Here is a 15121-nt window from a genome sequence, read left to right as displayed (position 1 = left end):
CGTACTGCCTGATCAACCGGCAGAAAAGTGGGTTACCAGGGTACAGATTGTCCATCATAGGCAATGAATTTGCCCGTATCAGAGTGGGTTACTTTGCCCAGGATGCTTCTCATGCCAGTAACACTCTGCTGTGCCGAAATCAGTGCACCGCGTCCACCCATATCAGTCTGTACCCATCCCGGATGCAGCAGCACTGCAATAATGCCACGCGGTTGCAGATCGACAGCAAGGCTCTTGACCACCATGTTGACAGCAGCTTTGCTGGATCTGTAAATATAACTGCCTCCGCGCTGGTTGTCAGCGATACTGCCCATCTTGCTGGTGATGGTGGCAACAATTTTTAATTGGCTGTGAGCAATCTGTTCGGCCAGCGCTTCGACTATTTTGAGAGGAGCAAATGTATTGACCCTGAAAGCCTCCATCCAATCATCATAGCTGATATGGCCGAATTCCCCGTTTTGTGCGAGTGGGTAAACGCCGGCATTGTTGATCAAAATATCGATAGGTAAATCTCGTAGTTTATGTGACAGCTGATCGACTTTCGCGTGTTCTCTGACATCGAGCTGGTAAATGAAGAATCGGTCTTTGTATTGATCAGCCAACCGACCCAGTGCTTCAGCCTGCTGCGGTTGCCGGCAACAAGCCACCACTTTCCAGCCATCGGCTGCGTATTGCCTGGCAAACTCCAAGCCGATCCCCCGATTGGCTCCCGTAATCAAAACAGTATTCATTGGAAACCTCCATCAATGGTCGAAATTACGCTCTTTTCAAAGAATCAAATTGAGAAAATAACAGATTATTACATCTGTATTTCCTGCGCTGAAGTATATCCAATAAAAGGAACCATGATTTTTATATGAATTTCTGGAATAATCCGGATGCTCATGCAACAGCACACTAAGGCAATTTCCGCAGCATGTTGCTATAACCCACTATTATCTTCAGCTCTGAAATCTGAAACCGGCTTTACTCTTGAACGAGTTAAGTATTATCTCATTCATAACCTCAATCCAATCAATAAAACTAATATGAGTAACTACCTTTTTACTTCTGAATCCGTATCTGAAGGCCATCCCGACAAGGTTGCCGACCAAATATCGGATGCGATACTTGATGCCATCCTGCGACAGGATCCCCATGCACGTGTAGCTTGCGAGACCATGTGCAGCACGGGGTTGATCGTTTTATCAGGTGAAATCACGACCCATGCCACCATTGATTACAACGCCATTCCCCGGGATACCGTGCGTGAAATTGGTTATACCAGTTCCGAGATCGGCTTTGACGCAAGCACGTGTGCTGTATTGACTGCCTTCAATAAGCAATCTCCCGATATTGCCCAGGGAGTGAATCGCAGCAAGGAAGAGGAGATGGATCAGGGAGCCGGAGATCAAGGGCTGATGTTTGGTTATGCCTGTGATGAAACACCGCAACTGATGCCGTTGCCGATTTATTATGCGCATCGTCTGGTCGAACAGCAGGCAAAACTGAGAAAAAACGGTAAGTTGCCCTGGTTACGCCCGGATGCAAAATCCCAAGTTTCGGTGCGCTATATCGACGGACAACCCAAAAGCATAGAAACGGTCGTTATTTCAACACAACATGATCCGGACATTTCCAATGGCAACTTATTTGAGGGCGTTGTCGAGGAAATCATCAAGCCGGTTTTGCCAGCGGAAGTGCTGAGCAGTCATACGCAATACCTGGTCAATCCTACCGGCCGTTTTGTGGTAGGGGGGCCGATGGGAGATTGCGGACTGACCGGGCGTAAAATTATTGTGGATACCTATGGCGGTACAGCTCATCATGGTGGCGGTGCTTTTTCCGGCAAAGATCCTTCCAAAGTAGATCGCTCAGCTGCTTACGCTGCTCGTTATGTGGCTAAGAACATCGTTGCGGCCGGCCTGGCACGTAAATGTGAGGTTCAGGTAGCTTATGCAATCGGGGTGGCCAGGCCGGTTTCGTTGATGGTGGAAACTTTCGGTACCGGTAAGATTTCAGATGAAAAACTTGCTGAGCTGATCACGCGAAATTTTGACCTGCGTCCCAGAGCGATGATTCATGAATTGGATCTGCTGCGTCCGATTTATGGCAAAACAGCTGCGTATGGTCATTTTGGTCGGGAAGAAGCCAACTTTACCTGGGAAAAAACCGACATAACAGAGCAGCTCAAGGCAGATGCGGGTATCTGATTATTTTCACGACCATTCAGTCTGAATGAAGCTCCACTGGTACCGAGGAGCGCTGCAGCGGTAAATTCCGTGAGGCTCGTACCAATGGACAACCCAACAACGGCGCTCTTTCATTTCTTAGGAGATGTGTTATGAGTGCAACAATCAACCCTGTCACAGATAATCCTGTTTTTAATGACTGTAAGGTAGCCGATTTATCGCTGGCAAACTGGGGTAGAAAGGAAATTGCCATTGCTGAAACCGAGATGCCTGGCTTGATGGCATTGCGCGAGCAATACGCCGGCAAGAGGCCACTGGCAGGTGCGCGGATCGCTGGTTCCCTGCACATGACTATCCAGACAGCCGTACTGATCGAGACGCTGGTGGCGCTGGGTGCGGAAGTCCGCTGGGCTTCCTGCAATATTTTCTCCACCCAGGATCATGCTGCCGCGGCGATTGCTGCCTGCAATATTCCGGTATTCGCCTACAAAGGGGAATCGCTGGAAGAATACTGGGACTATGCTCACCGGATCTTTGAATGGGCCAGCGATGGTTCGCATGGTGCCAACATGATTCTGGATGATGGTGGAGATGCAACTCTGCTGCTTATCCTGGGCAGCAAGGCTGAACGCGATTCTTCCGTGATCGCTAACCCGGGCAATGAAGAAGAGCAAGCGTTGTTTGCGTCCATCCGCCACCGTCTTGCCAGTCACCCGGGCTGGTATTCACGTAATCTTGCTGCAATTCGCGGTGTAACCGAAGAAACGACGACCGGTGTCCATCGCCTGTGCGAAATGGAAAAAAAAGGCGAGCTGCCATTTCCGGCGATCAATGTTAATGACTCGGTCACCAAATCTAAATTCGATAATCTCTATGGATGCCGCGAATCACTGGTGGATGGTATCAAACGCGCAACGGATGTAATGATCGCTGGAAAAATCGCGGTGGTGTGCGGCTATGGTGATGTTGGCAAGGGGTGCGCCCAGTCATTGCGAGGTCTGGGAGCAACCGTCTGGATCACTGAAATCGATCCAATCTGCGCATTACAGGCAGCGATGGAAGGGTATCGTGTGGTGACCATGGATGATGCCTGTAGCCAGGCGGATATTTTTGTCACCGCTACCGGCAATCTACGCGTGATCACCCACGACCACATGGTACAGATGAAGGATCAGTCGATTGTATGCAATATCGGCCATTTCGATTCTGAGATCGATATTGCCTCGGTTCAAAAATACCCGTGGGAAAACATCAAACCGCAAGTAGATCATGTGATTTTCCCTACCGGACGGCGCATTATCGTGCTGGCACAAGGACGTCTGGTTAATCTGGGCTGTGCCACCGGTCATCCGTCTTTTGTCATGTCCAGCTCGTTCACCAATCAGGTGCTGGCACAGATGGAACTCTGGCAAAACGGTAAAGATTACCAGAAGAAAGTGTATGTACTACCCAAACGGCTGGATGAAATGGTCGCGCGCCTGCATCTGGGCAAACTGGGTGTGAAGCTGACCGAACTGACTGATGAGCAGGCACGTTACCTCAATCTCGACAAGAACGGGCCTTATAAGCCGGAAATGTACCGGTACTAAGCGTATTCCGATAAGCCGCGTTGAGGTCTAACCGCCTCTTGCTGCTTTTTCGGAATCGCCACACTCAGCCAGATAAAGCCGGGAAATTGCAGTTGAATTCCCCGGCTTTGTTTTATTGATTTTCAGCGTTACCCCTGAAACAGGAGCGCAACTCATAGAAGTGAATTCCGATGCAATTCCAGAAAAACTTTACACCTACATTCAGTTTCGAATTTTTTCCGCCACAGACACTGGAAGGAATGGAAAAGCTGCAGGCAACGCGCATACAGCTTGCCCGGTTCAATCCGAAGTTCTTTTCAGTGACATTTGGTGCTGGTGGCTCCACCCGTGAAAATATCCGCTCTATCCTCGAAAAATACCGCAGTCACGGCATTAGCCACATTATCGCGCTGCGTGGCGATTTACCTTCTGGTATGGCACAAGCAGGAGAATTTCGCTATGCCAATGAGCTGGTGACATTTATCCGAGAGGAATTCGGCGACACCTTCTGGATCGAGGTGGCGGCTTATCCGGAATATCACCCGCAAGCACGTTCCGCGCTGGAGGATTTCGCTAATTTCAAACGGAAAGTCGAGGCGGGTGCCAATGCTGCGATTACTCAGTTTTTCTATAATGTCGATGCTTATCTGCATTTCGTGGAAATGTGTGAGGCCGCGAATCTGAACGTCCCGATCGTTCCTGGTATCATGCCAATCAGCAAGTTTTCTCAACTGGCGAGATTTGCCGATGGCTGCGGGACGGAAATCCCGCGTTGGATTCGCAGAAAACTGGAAAGCTTTGGTGATGATATTCCTTCCATTCAAGCATTCGGTTTGGATGTTGTCACGACATTATGCGCACGTCTGCTGGAAGCCGGTGCACCCGGCTTGCATTTCTATACACTCAACTCGGCTGCGCTAACCACTCGGATCTGGCAGCGTCTGGGGTTATGAACGATAAGGAAGTACTGAATAAACCTGGGGCCAACATCTGCTTTGGGTGAAATGTGCTTACCTGTAATACTCTGGATTCAAAAATCGTGTAACTCACCTGTGTCAAAGCCAAATTCAATAGCAAGAAGCAGCAAATTCGCTGTGGCCGCGTATTGGGAGAGTTACAGCGTCTGATGTCGTGGGCTGTCAGTGAAGGCGGAGATCGAATCCTTTTACCTCGAGACTGATGGTATGTTTAGTCTCGATCGAGCAAATAGTCTTGCTTGTCAGCTATTAATTCTGAACACGTGGCGAGAGTGCTGCTTTACTTTGATGGAATCAAACCGGTTCAGCAGGCTTCCAAATCGTGCGATTTTCTGCTCAATCTGACCGACTGAAATTTCAGGGAAACGGTGATCGTGGTATGCCTGCCGGTTGGGGCCCGGTCGGCGCATATTCAGCTGTGTCAGCGCCGATTTGATGTTTGCCAGCGCCCATCCTGTCAGGTATACGGGGATAGGGCTTGCTGGCGGTTGAGACTGATTGTAGCCGCTTTCTTCCAGTACATCGACGATACGCTCGCTCGCGAGTCGTTCATTTTGCGCAGCAAGATAATAATCAATCAGCTTCTGACGTTCCTCACCTCCGGCAACGCCCAGGTTTCCGGAAAGAATTTCGGAGAGCGTATCCTGGAGTTCACTGAAATTAAATGACTGATAACTTAGTCGGGTGGGTAACCCCTGGAAATCATAGTCGTAGAACGCATTGAAAGTAGCAAGGTAAGAAATGGCGGGGACGCCCAGTGCATAAGCCTCCAGCCCGGTTGTGCAACCATTGTGCACCATGGTTTTTGAGGCCAGAAGCCATGGGATGACGTTGCCTTCATTCGTGACTTTTACACGCCGGCATTGTGCAGCAATGTCATGATAGACCTGAAAATTTTCGCTCGGGTGTGGCCGCACTACAATCGTCATGTCCGGAAAGGCTTTTTCCAGCGCGGGGATAAGCTGCCTGAAATCCTCCAGAATGGCTTTCTTGTGATACCACAGGCCTTCGGCAAATTCTTCACTCATGCCAATCCCGGCTTGTCCGCGCCGGGATTTTTTATCTCCGTCCTTCGTCGGGATGTATAGCCCGACATTGGGAATAAACGGATTCACATCGGTAAAGTTGGTATTGATAAGGATGAAATCACCATAAAGCTGGCGCAGTTTCTCTACTTCGTCTGCAAAGTAGTCGCGCATCTCCGGCCGCAGGATATCTCCGCGCGGATTCCCGGTTAAATGGATGGGCAGATTTTCCGGAAGTTGCGGATACTGCCTGAGCAGATCGACATTTTCCTGTCCCCAGGCAAAAACATGGGAAACATTGCCGATCGTGGTGGGAGACATCCGCAGGGAGTAGTAGGTGTCGGCTGGTGGATGAACCAGCGCTTCCTCCTCCCAGGCCACAATTTCGTGTCCGAGCATACGAAGGATGCGGAACATCGAGTTACTCAGGCTGCGCATGCTTTTTGCGAGATAGATGCCGCGAGGCAGAGATGCAGCTTCAAAATGTACGAAAGCACGTGAACCGATCACAACCGGAAACCCCCGTTCAGCGGCTACGCAAGCCAGCAGAAGCTTGGCGTCCAGTTCGCGTACCTGATTTTCAACGGGGATGATAAGCGTGGATGCAGAAGAGGTTGCCATGGTTCAATCAGAATAGTTTTCCATTATTAATCGGGGCGGTATTTTACAACCGGCTGATACCGTCATCAGGTTGGCTCATTTTGATGGGGACTTGCGTTTAATCAAAGCCCTGTTTTTTCCAGAAATTCCAGGGCCGCCCAGAACCCTTCTCCCTTGTTTTTGTGACCTTGCCAGATTTCAGGGATAAATTGCACCCCGGGAGCATATTTGTTCAACTGGTTGCGCAGCAGAGTGAAATCCACATCGCCATAGCCAATCTGAACCCCTTCGCCATCCACTCCCCTGGCATCGACTATATGCAGATGGATGGTATGGGGCAGCACCTTCTCGAGAAATTCGCCGAAATCCCACTGGTAATAGTTGCAGGCCATCATGGAGTGAGAAACGTCAAGGCAGATATGATGGCCGGTTCTTTTACAAAACGCTGCGATTTCATCCGGATCGACAAAGAGATTATGATGACTTTGCCCCCCGAAATGCCAGGGGAAGGGGGGCATGGTCTGAATGGCAAGTTGAACGGAACTCAAATCGACCTTATCCAGTGTCTGAGCCACTCTGCTGTAAAGTTCCGCATGTGCTTCGATCGGCAGAAAATTCTGGGGAGACCAGCCGCCCGCATTGAGTACCAGCACCGGTTTGGGTGTGGCCGGGAAATACTGGCGCAACTCGGCGGCGACGGTCACGGTACGCTTTAATTCGGCAATCGAATGCGCTTGATACTCCGTATTTTTGCTGGCCAGGTCGAGAATATGATCGCCGGCGAACAGCTCCGGACTATGCACGGCGTAGCCAATTGACAGAGGGGCAGAGAAATAGTCGGATAGTTTTACGTCCAGATCGTGATAACTCAGATGAAATTCGACAAAGTCAATTTTCATTCCCTCGATCAGGACCTGATAATCATGGTAGCGGGCTGGAATCCCGTAAGGGCGCGAAAAGGTGTAGCTCTGTTTTTTTGCGGATTTGGGGGTGATGTCCGTTTCAAAGAAAAAATCACCTGCCTTGAAATCGCGCTGTGCCACCTTACCTGCCAGTTCATCGATGCGATTGGGTTGCAGGCCTTGCCCGGGGCTTTTTACCACGATCATGTTGCGTCTGATCAGCTGTCCTTGTGGCAGATCACAATTGATTACCAGACTCTTGGCCAGATTTTCACGATTGATCATTTCTCCCTGGGTGAGCGTCCGTTCGCCGCCTTGTCCCATGGCTTCTTCGATATTACGGATCTGCCGCACCATTTCCGCGAATTCTTCCGGCAACAGGCTGACCTTGTGGTCGTTGCCTTCCATATTGCGGTTGACCGTGAAATGCTTTTCCACGATACGGGCGCCCAGGGCAACGGCAGCCAGAGGAACCGCAAATCCGCGTTCGTGGCCGGAATAGCCGACTACCGTACCAGCCAGTTGTTTCAAGCGTGGCAGATAGTTGAGATTGACATCCTTGAAGGGGGCAGGGTAGGTCGAATTGCAGTGCAGCAGGGCAAAGGATACACCAAGCCGCCGCAGTAGATTTGCCGAACCTTTGATTTCTGCTTCTGAGCTCATGCCGGTTGAGCAAATCAGGGGTTTGCCTGTTTTGGCCAGGGTTTCCAGCATTTCGTAGTTAGTAAAATCTGCCGAGGCTACTTTGAAGGCTTCCAGCCCGTATTCATCCAGCACGCGAACACTCACCAGATCCCAGGGGGTGCACAGTGGCAAGATGCCTTGCTGTTTGCAGTAATCGAATACCTGACAAAGCTCGTCGTGGCCCAGTTGAAACTTGTTGAGCAAATCCAGCGTGTATTGCGATCCCAGATCATAACCCGCTTCCGCATTTCTGCCCTGATTCGAATACAGGGAGGAAAGATCCCGCATCTGGAATTTGACACAATCTGCCCTGGCTTCCACTGCCAGATCCACCAGCTCTTTTGCCAGGCCAATATCACCGTTATGATTGTTTCCTACCTCGGCAATCACAAATGCAGGATTCTGTTCAGTCACCAGAAAATCCCCGATCTGCAGGCCCATAGCAGATTTTCGTGCCAGAGCGACAAAACGTCCCTGCTCATCGATCAGCGGGATAATCTCGCGTTTGTGATCAAAATGATCCGCAATCTGATTTTGTGATTCGGCAACAGGGCGGGCAATGAAATTACGGTTCATCACGTGATCAACCGGCAGATTCAGGTCGAAATCAGCGGTCTGTGTCACCCAGCGCCGCACATCACCATCACTGACCGCGCCTACCAGTACCCCGTTATCCTGCACGACGAAAACAATGCGGGACTGGTTGTCGTTGATGCGCTTCAGGGCATCAAGGATGCTGTCCCCGGAAAAAACCAGATAATCCTTGATCTTTTTTTCAATACGCATGCTGCAATCCTGTCTGAGGGGGATGATTATTGCCGGGCTTGTGTGACGGAATCATACAATTCATATTCTGGAATATGCCACGCCACCCGTGGTTTTTGCGGGTGTTCATGAGGTGAATTTTTTGTCTTATACCATTGTTTCGTGACCTTGGCAGATTTTCTGTGCCGGTTGATACCGATTGGCCGATTGCGGCCATTCGTCCTTGAATAAAAACCAGGCTGTAAACAGCTTTTATGTGCACCAGGCATGCTTAAGCGGTAGAATGGCCCGCCATGCTGCACTCATATGTTTTTGTTCGGACTGTCTGATTTTGTCAAATTCTGGCCAATGCTGATTTATTCTCTCATTCCTGCGCGGGGGGGGTCAAAAGCGGTACCGCATAAAAACATCCGGCTTTTATGCGGTAAGCCATTGATTACCCACTCAATAGAAATTTCTCTCGAATCACCTTCGGTACACAGAACCTTTGTCAGTACCGATTCAGAACAGATTGCAGCGACCGCAAGAAGTGCCGGCGCAGAAGTGCCTTTTCTGAGACCGGCCAGTCTCGCACAGGATGATACGCGGGATTTGCCGGTATTCCAGCATTTTCTGGACTGGCTGAAACAAAACCATATTCCTCTCCCCGATGCTGTTTTCCAGTTCCGGCCGACTTCCCCTGCACGGCGTGTGGAAAAAATAGAGGAAGCCGTCGAACTTCTGAAGAAGCATCCGGACGCTGATTCCGTTCGCGGTGTGATCGAGCCGGCACAAAATCCTTACAAGATGTGGACCATCGATGAAAATGGTTTTATGCAGCCGTTACTGAGTATTCCCGGCATTCCGGAACCTTTTAACGAGCCCAGGCAAAGTCTGCCCAAAGCCTATTGGCAGGTGGGCTATCTGGATCTGATACGTACCCGGACGATTCTGGAAAAAGAATCACTCACGGGCACCCGTATCTTGCCACTCAGGATCGATGGCAGGGATGCGATCGATATCGATGATGAATTCTCATTCCAATTGGCTGAATTCCTGATGGAAAAACGGAGCATCGGCATTTGAAAGCGCTGGTGGTTGGACTGGGTTCCATCGGGGTCAGGCATCTCAATAACTTGTATACCCTCGGGGTTCGGGAACTGGGCGCGGTGCGCACCCGGAATCTGCCGCCTCCGACTCAAATCGTGCCGAAAAATGTCAGGATATTCCAAAATCTTGACTACGCACTTCAGCAGGATTTTGATCTTGTGGTAGTAGCCAATCCAACCTCCCTGCACCTGGCCACACTTATCCAGGCACTCAAGGCCGGATGCCATGTGTATGTGGAAAAACCTGTCGCACACGAGAAAAGACAGTTGGCCAGGCTGCTGCGCCATGTGGATCCGTGCGGGCCTCGCGTACTGGTGGGGTGTCAGCTCAGAATGCATCCGGGATTGCAGAAAATCGGCGAATGGATACAGCAGGGCAGGCTGGGAAAAATCTATTCGGTTCAGGTCGATCTGGGTGAATACCTGCCCGACTGGCATCCATGGGAGGATTACCGGCAGAGTTATGCGGCGCGGGCTGATCAGGGAGGGGGGGTCATACTCACACTCATCCACGAACTGGATTATTTACACTGGCTTTTCGGAAAACCCGGGAATGTCTTTGCCATCGGAGGACACCGAACCTCGCTGGAAGTGGCGGCAGAAGACACTGCCCTCATTTCGTTTGAAACAGAGCAGGGGGTTTGTGTGCAGCTGCGCATGGATTACTGGCGTAAACCACCGGTCCGGCACATGAACATCGTTGCTGAACATGCCATTGTTGACTGGGACTATCCTTCGCGTCTCACCACACTCAAGCAGAATGGACATATTCTGGAAGAAGTGGCGCTGCCGCCTTCCTGGGATCGGAACGAACTTTTCCTGTCCATGATGAAAGAGTTTATCGAAGGTATTTCCCATGGATCGATTCCGCGAGTTACCTTGCAGGATGGTATCGATGTGCTGAATACTGCGCTGGCGGCCAAAAAATCAATTCAAACCCAACGATTAGTCAAATCATGAATCCATCCTATAAAGGAACACCTTTCGATCTCACCGGGCGGACAGTGCTCATCAGCGGCGCCACAGGGCTTCTGGGCAGGGAATTTGCCCTTGCAACGGCGTCAGCCGGTGCGAATCTGGTGCTGGGTGATCTGGAGGGTGACAGACTGGCGTTATTGAAAAATGAAATCATCTCTTCCTGTCCGGATTTACAAGTCCTGACTCAGACGCTGGATGTGACCCGTGCAGATTCCTGCCAATCGATTGCGCAATTGTGCGAGAACCGGTTTGGCGGGATCGATGCTGTGGTTCACAGCGCAGCGATCGATCCGAAATTTGAGCAAGGCTCTGATACAACCCGTTTCTCAAAGTTTACCGAATTCCCGCTGGAACTTTGGCAGACTTCCTTCGATGTCAACCTGACAGGCGCATTCCAGCTGGCTCAAGCTACATGCAGAATCATGGAGAAATTCGGAAAGGGATCGGTTGTTTTTCTCGGATCCAATTATGGCCTCGTGGGCCCGGATCAGCGTATTTACAAAAAGGCTGGGCAGGAAGCGCAGACGTATAAACCAGCGGTTTACTCGGTATGCAAGGCGGGGTTGCTGGGACTCACAAAATTCCTGGCTGCCTATTACATGGATACAGCCATCCGCGTTAACCTGCTCACCCCCAGCGGGGTCTGGAACAAACATGACACTGAGTTTGCCGGCAACTACTCGGCCAGAACCATTCTGGGGCGTATGTCCGCGAAAGAGGAGTATCACGGCGCAATCATTTTTCTGGTTTCGGATGCCTCCAGTTATATGACGGGTGCCAACCTGGTCATCGATGGAGGATGGACAGCATTGTGAATATTTCTTTCGCCTGATCCGCGTAGATCAAGGCAGGCCGGTGCTTTTATCAGCTGCTCTGGTGCTTCAGTTTGTCCCAGCAGCGGGCAAAAGCTTCGAAAATGGCGGGATTGCTGGAAATGGCGGCAATTTCATGATTCAGCCAGAATGAAGGCCGGGATGTGATCGATATCGTTGTAATGACGGAGGAAAATAAGGCTTTCATAGTAAGAATGATGGTGGCTGCCGGCGCTGGCGCAGTTCAGCTTGCTGACCGGCTGGCGGGATTATATGACAAGTAAACAGGGATTGGAAACCGGATCGCGTTTTATGTCTGCCATGCTTAACCGTGTGCGGCACAAGCGATACAGTAAAGCCGCTCCCGGCAAATCGCAGATTCTGCCAAAACGACCAGAAGGCGCATGGCTTCCCTTCGTGATCTAACGTATCTGCCCGGGGGGAACGATATCAGGTGCGAGTGGTAACAGGTCTGTGAATACAAAATTATCCCGAAGGACGGTTTCTCCCGGAATGAAACCAACCGGTTTTTCAAACATGGGCCCATCGAACGAAAAGGTGTGGAATTCGCCGTATTCGCCACAAGGATCAACATTATCCGGAAGATCTTCCAGAAAGGATGCGTTGTAGATCCTCCCCGCAAACCTGTCTGAAATGCGCTTTGGATCAATACAAGTGGTTACGGCCTTTAATCCACCGGCGATCATTTCTCTGGAGAGTGTATCGGTTGGAATGCCCCAGAGCGGAAAAATCGGCGTGATTCCGGTTCCCTTCAGGTGATCTTCCCGGTACTTGCGCACATCTTCGAGAAAAAGGTCGCCAAATGCAAAGCATTCGATGTTTTCCCTCCTGACGGAATCGACGAATGCGGACATGGCAGATGCATATTCGCTGTTGCTGCAGGGGGATGGAATCCTGATGATATGGAGCGGCAATCCTGTGTTTGCTGCCTGTTGCTGCAGAAGTACGACTCTGACGCCATGCATGACAACACGGTCAAACGCCTGGTTGACTGTGCAAAACAGTCCAACCACATCCACATGCGGGTCTTGCCGCAGCTTGTGAAGCGCCCATGCACAGTCCTTGCCGCTACTCCAGGAAAGGAGCGTCCTTTTACTCCTCAAAGCACCCGGGCTCTGGCTGTCGGCAGATTTACAAAAAATTTGTCCGGATACAGGGGACGATTTCAGCATTCGGAACAGTACTTCCAGACAGGGGTTGCTCTAGCCACAGATCCGGAAACAGGTAGGGGGGCAATGGCACCCGTCGTGAACGGTAGCAGACGGATAGATGATATTCCAACTATGGATTTCACTGGAGATGCCGGCGGACATGGGGTGTGGCTGGTGTTCCTGTGGTTGATCACGCATTGCCCGTTTGCGGATCACTTCCTCGTTGAAAGCCAAACCGTAATCGCTTTGTCCATGGTGCCTTTCCCTAAATTTTGACGATTATACTGACGTAGGAAGGCCATCATGCAGATGAATCACCTCCAGGTTTCTTGATATACCTTTTTCAATTTTTACGACAACCTGATTTTTTAAGGCGTAGCATTTCTCCATATATTTGAAAGAATTATGGCCTCAGACTTTTCCAGTTAAAGCAAAATTGTTCAGGAGGAAGATCATGATTGTACCTGCTTTCGTCCATTGGCTGGCTGTGACGGGTGCAATGGGCCTGTTTGTCTATTCTGGTTACGTCCTGTTGCACCCAGAACGATTCTGAACACGGGGGCTCATCATGGGAGATCTAATGTTCATCGGCCTGTCGGTTTCATTTTTTGTCGTCACCGTATGGATACTGCTGGCGCTGCGCGGGCTTTGAGGAGGGGATATGGAAGGCAATATCGCAGGCTTTGTTCTGGTGCTGGCCATCATGGGTGCGTTTGCCGTGCTCATCGGACACTGGCTGGCGCATGCTTTTGAAGATGAGCGCCACTGGGCGCTGGAGCGCCTGAGCTATCGCGCACTGGGCGTCAACCCCGGCGAGCGGATGGGTTGGGCGCGTTACGGTCTGGCGTTACTGTTATCCAATGCTGCCATGATGGCACTGGGCTATCTTGTGCTGCGCTTGCAGGATGTATTGCCACTCAACGAATTGGGTAATCCGGCACAAGTGCCTGACCTGGCCTTCAATACATCAGCCTCTTTCATCACCAACACCAACTGGCAGGCTTACGCGGGTGAGGCCAGTCTGTCGAATGCTACACAGATGCTGGCCATCACCTTTTTGATGTTTTGTGGCGCCACCACCGGTGTGGCGGCAGCGGGTGGTTTCATTCGCGGGCTGGCACGCACCGGCAGCCAGGACATTGGCAACTATTGGGTGGATTTTATGCGCGTTCTCTGGCGTGTGATGTTGCCGTTGTGTTTCGTGGCAGCACTGATCTATGTTTGGCAAGGTGTGCCGCAAACGCTGACTGGTCAAGTGGAGGTAACCACACTGGAGGGGGGCGCCAGCAGATCATTCTTGGACCGGTGGCGGGTTTCGAGACCATCAAGCATATTGGTACCAACGGCGGCGGTTTTTTCGGCACGAATGCAGCGCATCCGTTTGAGAACCCGACGCCTTTGACTAACACCTTGCACATCCTGTCAATGCTGCTGATTCCGTCGGCGCTCACCGTCACATTTGGCTTGATGCTGGCACGCAGGCGGCAGGGTTGGGTGTTCTTCAGCGCGTTTTTGGTGCTGTTCACCGGCTTTCTGGCCTGGGCGTATGCTGCAGAGCAAAGCGGTAATCCCTTGCTGGCGAAAGTAGGTGCAGAGCAGACACTGTCTGCTACCCAACCGGGTGGCAATATGGAAGGCAAGGAGATGCGCTTTGGCATCGCGGGGACGGCGCTGTTTGTCACCACCACTACGGCCGCCACCACGGGCTCGGTCAATGCCATGCATGATTCGCTCATGCCGATGGGAGGCTTCGTGCCACTGGCACAGATGATGCTCAACTGTGTATTCGGCGGCGATGGTGCGGGCTTCATCAACCTGATCCAGTACGCCATCCTGACAGTATTCCTGGCGGGTATGATGATTGGCCGCACACCGGAATTTCTGGGCAAAAAGATCGAAGCGCGCGAAATCAAGTTGGTTATGCTCCCGATACTGGCGCACTCGGCTTCCATTCTGGGCTTTACCGCGCTGGCCGTGCTCTGGCCTGCAACTGATGCCAGCCTTGCCAATCATGGCGCGCACGGGTTTACCGAAGTGCTTTACGCCTACACCTCCGGCACGGCCAACAACGGTTCGGCCTTTGCCGGCTTCAACGCCAACACGCCATTTTTCAACACGACCATTGGCCTGGCGATGCTGGTGGGGCGTTATTTCACCTTGCTGCCTTTGCTGGCAGTCGCTGGTTCGCTGGCTGCCAAGAAAACCGTGGCCGATGGTCCCGGTACCTTTCCCACCGCCACACCACTGTTCATGGGATTGTTGATATTCGTGGTGTTGATCGTCGGTGGTCTGACCTTTCTGCCCGTGCTGGCGCTGGGGCCGATTGTCGAGCACTTGCAGATGCTGGCTGGCCAGCTTCAGCGCTGAATCGAGGTATAA

The 15121-nt window shown here is 51.4% G+C and carries 16 protein-coding genes and 1 riboswitch; of the genes, 11 read left to right on the top strand and 5 right to left on the bottom strand.

The features are described 5' to 3' along the window. Positions 1-32: 32 nt before the first annotated feature. Positions 33-731 (bottom strand): SDR family oxidoreductase, encoded by a 699-nt coding sequence (locus ABO04_RS00645; protein WP_160808683.1) that lies wholly within the window; start codon positions 729-731, stop codon positions 33-35. A 297-nt stretch (positions 732-1028) separates the two neighbouring features. Between ABO04_RS00645 and metK the strand changes: the two genes are divergently transcribed. From metK to ABO04_RS00630, 3 genes are all read left to right on the top strand, one after another. Further along, positions 1029-2192: a methionine adenosyltransferase gene (metK, locus tag ABO04_RS00640; RefSeq protein WP_160808682.1), complete on the top strand. Its 1164-nt coding sequence runs from the start codon at positions 1029-1031 to the stop codon at positions 2190-2192. Positions 2193-2229: 37 nt separating this feature from the next. Further along, positions 2230-2307, top strand: a riboswitch (S-adenosyl-L-homocysteine riboswitch). A gap of 16 nt (positions 2308-2323) precedes the next feature. Beyond that, positions 2324-3760, top strand: a complete 1437-nt coding sequence (gene ahcY, locus ABO04_RS00635) for an adenosylhomocysteinase (RefSeq protein WP_160808681.1) — start codon at positions 2324-2326, stop codon at positions 3758-3760. A gap of 170 nt (positions 3761-3930) precedes the next feature. Next, a complete protein-coding gene (locus ABO04_RS00630; protein ID WP_160808680.1) occupies positions 3931-4692 on the top strand; it encodes a methylenetetrahydrofolate reductase in 762 nt (253 codons plus the stop codon). 266 nt (positions 4693-4958) lie between these two features. On the opposite strand, the gene ABO04_RS00625 is transcribed toward ABO04_RS00630, so the two are convergent. Together ABO04_RS00625 and ABO04_RS00620 are read right to left on the bottom strand one after the other, a co-directional pair. Continuing rightward, positions 4959-6362: a surface carbohydrate biosynthesis protein gene (locus ABO04_RS00625; RefSeq protein WP_160808679.1), complete on the bottom strand. Its 1404-nt coding sequence runs from the start codon at positions 6360-6362 to the stop codon at positions 4959-4961. Positions 6363-6463: 101 nt separating this feature from the next. Beyond that, on the bottom strand, positions 6464-8713 hold the full coding sequence (locus ABO04_RS00620) for an N-acetylneuraminate synthase family protein (protein WP_160808678.1): 2250 nt from the start codon (positions 8711-8713) through the stop codon (positions 6464-6466). A 285-nt stretch (positions 8714-8998) separates the two neighbouring features. On the opposite strand from ABO04_RS00620, the gene ABO04_RS00615 reads away from it, so the two are divergent. From ABO04_RS00615 to ABO04_RS00605, 3 genes are read left to right on the top strand one after another with little or no spacing between them, the layout of a single operon-like run. After that, entirely contained in the window at positions 8999-9757 is a 759-nt protein-coding gene (locus tag ABO04_RS00615) for an acylneuraminate cytidylyltransferase family protein (RefSeq protein ID WP_240141354.1), read from the top strand. Then, a complete protein-coding gene (locus ABO04_RS00610; protein WP_160808677.1) occupies positions 9754-10740 on the top strand; it encodes a Gfo/Idh/MocA family oxidoreductase in 987 nt (328 codons plus the stop codon). Before ABO04_RS00615 ends, ABO04_RS00610 begins: the two co-directional genes overlap by 4 nt. Next, a complete protein-coding gene (locus tag ABO04_RS00605; RefSeq protein ID WP_160808676.1) occupies positions 10737-11573 on the top strand; it encodes an SDR family oxidoreductase in 837 nt (278 codons plus the stop codon). The genes ABO04_RS00610 and ABO04_RS00605 overlap by 4 nt, the downstream gene beginning before the upstream one ends. A gap of 49 nt (positions 11574-11622) precedes the next feature. Here the strand turns inward: ABO04_RS00605 and ABO04_RS11780 are convergent, their stop codons facing one another. Further along, positions 11623-11778, bottom strand: coding sequence for a hypothetical protein (locus ABO04_RS11780; protein WP_164504191.1), 156 nt, complete (start codon positions 11776-11778; stop codon positions 11623-11625). Between the two features lie 65 nt (positions 11779-11843). Here ABO04_RS11780 and ABO04_RS00600 point away from each other — a divergent pair, with 65 nt between their 5' ends. Next, positions 11844-11996 carry a hypothetical protein gene (locus ABO04_RS00600; RefSeq protein WP_160808675.1) on the top strand — a complete coding sequence of 51 codons (153 nt, stop codon included), beginning with the start codon at positions 11844-11846 and terminating at the stop codon, positions 11994-11996. Here ABO04_RS00600 and ABO04_RS00595 read toward each other — a convergent pair. Further along, positions 11993-12763, bottom strand: a complete 771-nt coding sequence (locus tag ABO04_RS00595; protein ID WP_240141353.1) for an adenine nucleotide alpha hydrolase — start codon at positions 12761-12763, stop codon at positions 11993-11995. The two genes, ABO04_RS00600 and ABO04_RS00595, sit on opposite strands and share 4 nt — an antisense overlap. Positions 12764-12826: 63 nt before the next feature. Between ABO04_RS00595 and ABO04_RS00590 the strand changes: the two genes are divergently transcribed. From ABO04_RS00590 to kdpA, 4 genes are all read left to right on the top strand, one after another. Next, entirely contained in the window at positions 12827-13018 is a 192-nt protein-coding gene (locus tag ABO04_RS00590; RefSeq protein ID WP_160808674.1) for a hypothetical protein, read from the top strand. A 178-nt stretch (positions 13019-13196) separates the two neighbouring features. Further along, the gene (locus tag ABO04_RS00585) at positions 13197-13295 is read left to right on the top strand and encodes a potassium-transporting ATPase subunit F (RefSeq protein WP_160808673.1); all 99 of its coding nucleotides are present in this window, start codon (positions 13197-13199) and stop codon (positions 13293-13295) included. A 108-nt stretch (positions 13296-13403) separates the two neighbouring features. Beyond that, positions 13404-14144 carry a potassium-transporting ATPase subunit KdpA gene (locus tag ABO04_RS11965; RefSeq protein WP_345852739.1) on the top strand — a complete coding sequence of 247 codons (741 nt, stop codon included), beginning with the start codon at positions 13404-13406 and terminating at the stop codon, positions 14142-14144. Beyond that, positions 14048-15109 (top strand): potassium-transporting ATPase subunit KdpA, encoded by a 1062-nt coding sequence (gene kdpA, locus ABO04_RS00580; RefSeq protein WP_345852738.1) that lies wholly within the window; start codon positions 14048-14050, stop codon positions 15107-15109. The genes ABO04_RS11965 and kdpA overlap by 97 nt, the downstream gene beginning before the upstream one ends. The last annotated feature ends 12 nt before the right edge of the window (positions 15110-15121 follow it).

Origin of the sequence: Nitrosomonas sp. HPC101 (assembly GCF_009833125.1) — a bacterium.
Lineage (GTDB): Bacteria > Pseudomonadota > Gammaproteobacteria > Burkholderiales > Nitrosomonadaceae > Nitrosomonas.
The sequence above is the reverse complement of the archived record's forward strand: the minus strand, read 5'-3'. Positions and strand labels throughout refer to the sequence as shown.

Coding starts and splice junctions, on each gene's coding strand:
- ABO04_RS00595 (WP_240141353.1), bottom strand. CDS start 12,763: ATGCTGAAATCGTCCCCTGTATCCGGACAAATTTTTTGTAAATCTGCC.
- ABO04_RS00590 (WP_160808674.1), top strand. CDS start 12,827: ATGGCACCCGTCGTGAACGGTAGCAGACGGATAGATGATATTCCAACT.
- ahcY (WP_160808681.1), top strand. CDS start 2,324: ATGAGTGCAACAATCAACCCTGTCACAGATAATCCTGTTTTTAATGAC.
- ABO04_RS00615 (WP_240141354.1), top strand. CDS start 8,999: ATGTTTTTGTTCGGACTGTCTGATTTTGTCAAATTCTGGCCAATGCTG.
- ABO04_RS00600 (WP_160808675.1), top strand. CDS start 11,844: ATGACAAGTAAACAGGGATTGGAAACCGGATCGCGTTTTATGTCTGCC.
- ABO04_RS00625 (WP_160808679.1), bottom strand. CDS start 6,362: ATGGCAACCTCTTCTGCATCCACGCTTATCATCCCCGTTGAAAATCAG.
- metK (WP_160808682.1), top strand. CDS start 1,029: ATGAGTAACTACCTTTTTACTTCTGAATCCGTATCTGAAGGCCATCCC.
- ABO04_RS11780 (WP_164504191.1), bottom strand. CDS start 11,778: ATGAAAGCCTTATTTTCCTCCGTCATTACAACGATATCGATCACATCC.
- ABO04_RS00605 (WP_160808676.1), top strand. CDS start 10,737: ATGAATCCATCCTATAAAGGAACACCTTTCGATCTCACCGGGCGGACA.
- ABO04_RS00620 (WP_160808678.1), bottom strand. CDS start 8,713: ATGCGTATTGAAAAAAAGATCAAGGATTATCTGGTTTTTTCCGGGGAC.
- ABO04_RS00585 (WP_160808673.1), top strand. CDS start 13,197: ATGATTGTACCTGCTTTCGTCCATTGGCTGGCTGTGACGGGTGCAATG.
- ABO04_RS11965 (WP_345852739.1), top strand. CDS start 13,404: ATGGAAGGCAATATCGCAGGCTTTGTTCTGGTGCTGGCCATCATGGGT.
- ABO04_RS00630 (WP_160808680.1), top strand. CDS start 3,931: ATGCAATTCCAGAAAAACTTTACACCTACATTCAGTTTCGAATTTTTT.
- ABO04_RS00645 (WP_160808683.1), bottom strand. CDS start 731: ATGAATACTGTTTTGATTACGGGAGCCAATCGGGGGATCGGCTTGGAG.